This window comes from Leekyejoonella antrihumi, from assembly GCF_007845645.1.
GTDB lineage: Bacteria > Actinomycetota > Actinomycetes > Actinomycetales > Dermatophilaceae > Leekyejoonella > Leekyejoonella antrihumi.
In genome coordinates this window covers 1-2,326 of the sequence record NZ_VCQV01000106.1, presented here as the reverse complement: position 1 = coordinate 2,326, position 2,326 = coordinate 1, and the positions used below count along the sequence as shown (strand labels likewise).

The window sequence follows — 2,326 nt, the reverse complement described above, 5'->3', positions numbered from 1 at the left end:
GGTCGCCTCGAGCACTTACGCGGGTCCGCCCTCGGGTTCCGAAACCTGACCCACTATGTCGCGCGATCCCTCCTGGAGTCCGGAGGATTCAGACCCCGACTACACCCTCGTTTCTGAAGAGCCAGTTTGATCCTGACGCTCTGCTGGCCTGGTACCGGGAATTGGACACCATCCCACCGGGTGGACTCGTGACGCGGCTCAACTGCCCGATCTACTGCTACTGGGGCGGCAACGACGAAGTCATCGACGAGCTCGTCGGCCTGGATGCGCTGCACCGAGAGACCGCGGCCTACGGATTCCCCTTCGAGGTAGTACCCGGCATGAACCACGAGGGCCTACTCCACCACATCGACATCGCGATGCCCGTAGTCCGCGACTGGTTGCTCGACACTCTGCGCGCGCAACACGGATAACAGCAGCGAGACTTCGATGTCTTGAAGAGCCATCCTGTTGCGGCGATGACCGAGCCGCGCGCAGCTGGGGCCGAGATGTTGAGTCAGGTCCAGTCTTCGTGACGGGCTTGGGACGCGGCGGTCGACACTTGGGTCGCCTACGCTCGGCCAGGTGCCTCAACTGATCTTGATCAACGGAGCCCCTGGCTCAGGCAAATCAACCATCGCGTCCACGCTCGCGCACGAGACAGCATTGACGTTCGCTCTTGACGTCGACGCGATCAAACATGCGCTGGGCCGGTGGGAGGAGGACGCCTTGCAATCGGGACTCCACGCGAGGCGTTTGAGTGTCGCCATCGCCAGGGAGCAACTCGCCAGCGGACACGATGTCATCATCGGGCAATACCTCGCCCGCACGCCGTTCATCGAGGAACTAGAAAGCCTTGCCGCCACGTGCGGCGCTCAGTTCCACGAGTTCGTGCTGGACCTTGACTCTGTCGCTCTCGCAGAGCGAATTGCCGCGCGCACCGCAAGCCCTGACCGTCCAGAGCACGATGTGAACAATCGGCTCGTCAGCCCTGGCGATTCCGTAGAGCTTGCACAATCCTTGGAAGGGCTTCGACAGGCCCGCCCGAACGCAGTGTGGATCGATGCTCGGGGATCAGCCGCGGCGACCACCACCTTCATTCGCGCTCGGCTCGACAAGAACCAGTCTCAATAGACGATCGCCTTGTGGCATGCTCCGCATGCCGATCGCCTTGTGGCATGCTCCGCATGCCGATCGCCTTGTGGCATGCTCCGCATGCCGATCGCCTTGTGGCATGCTCCGCATGCCGATCGCCTTGTGGCACGCTCCGCTTGCGATCGGCAAGCGGTGCGCCGTCATCGTCTTGGGCGTCCCGTTTAGAACACCCCTGCGGAACGTCGACCGCCGTGCTCGTGATCGGCCTCGCCCGATGGGAGATCGGCTCATCGATCGCCGGTGACCGTTCCCTCTGTGAGACGGGGGCACGGGCGACATGATGCTGGGGCAGATCGTCGGGCCCGGTCTCGGGAGGGTTGGGGATCAGTCGGCGTTACCGGGTGAGTGAGTCGTACTTCTTCGATGTCCAGTCTGCGCTGGAGCTTGCGGAGCACGGTGTCGTCGATGCGCTGTTCGTCACGCAGACGGAGGACGGTGGCGCGTTGCGGCCGATCAGTGCCAGGCGCAGCGCGGTGTACTGCTCCTGGTGCTGGAGGTCTGGGTGGTTCTGCTGGTCGTCGTGGTCGGCGTCGAGGAGGCGTAGGTGCTCCTCGCACTCCCGTCGACGGTCCGCGACGACGGGGTTGGTCTGGAGGTCTGTGACCAACGCGGCACTCGATTCTGGCCCGAAAAGTCCCGTTTATGACCGGCCCGCGGCGGTCCGTCTATGGTCGCGATGTCACTCTCGTCACGCCTCAGATGCGGGTGCCTCGTGGTGAATAGTTTGCAGGAGCCGGGAGTCAGGCCCCAGACGTCTGGACACTGGTGAGGTGACGCCTGGCCGACCTTCCATCGGCTTGCCTGTAGCTCAAGGGATTTGGCCGACGCCTGCTCAGAACTACCACCAGACACCAGCAAGGATTGTAGGGATTACTCATGCATGGCGACGACCGCACCGCGTGCTGATGAGGATGCAAAACGCCTGGTCGGAGGCATGCACGGTCCAGTAGCCTCTTGCCGCTATGAAGACATGCATGAACGATCCCACCATGTCCACACCCCTGGGCCCCTGGCAACTCTCCTCATAGGCGTTCCCGCTGAGGCGCGATCACCCTTGACCACTTTTATGGGCTCTTCAGATTTAAGGGTGTAGTGCTGGTCGGCGCGTCGATCACGGGATAGGCGTCGAGGCCTCCCGATGATGGAAGTTCTGACACTGCCCATCTGGAAGACCTCGACGTGACCGACGCTA

3 protein-coding genes are annotated in these 2,326 nt (G+C 62.8%); 2 read left to right on the top strand and 1 reads right to left on the bottom strand.

What is annotated here, in order from left to right; all coding sequences use genetic code 11:
* The first annotated feature begins 188 nt into the window (after nucleotides 1-188).
* Complete coding sequence (locus FGL98_RS24890; RefSeq protein WP_146321546.1) at nucleotides 189-413, top strand: hypothetical protein; 225 nt, start codon at nucleotides 189-191, stop codon at nucleotides 411-413.
* Between the two features lie 151 nt (nucleotides 414-564).
* Nucleotides 565-1,113, top strand: a complete 549-nt coding sequence (locus tag FGL98_RS24885) for a P-loop nucleotide/nucleoside kinase family protein (RefSeq protein WP_146321544.1) — start codon at nucleotides 565-567, stop codon at nucleotides 1,111-1,113.
* Between the two features lie 355 nt (nucleotides 1,114-1,468).
* Here FGL98_RS24885 and FGL98_RS25680 read toward each other — a convergent pair whose 3' ends face one another.
* On the bottom strand, nucleotides 1,469-1,741 hold the full coding sequence (locus tag FGL98_RS25680; RefSeq protein WP_186526397.1) for a hypothetical protein: 273 nt from the start codon (nucleotides 1,739-1,741) through the stop codon (nucleotides 1,469-1,471).
* Nucleotides 1,742-2,326 lie beyond the last annotated feature (585 nt).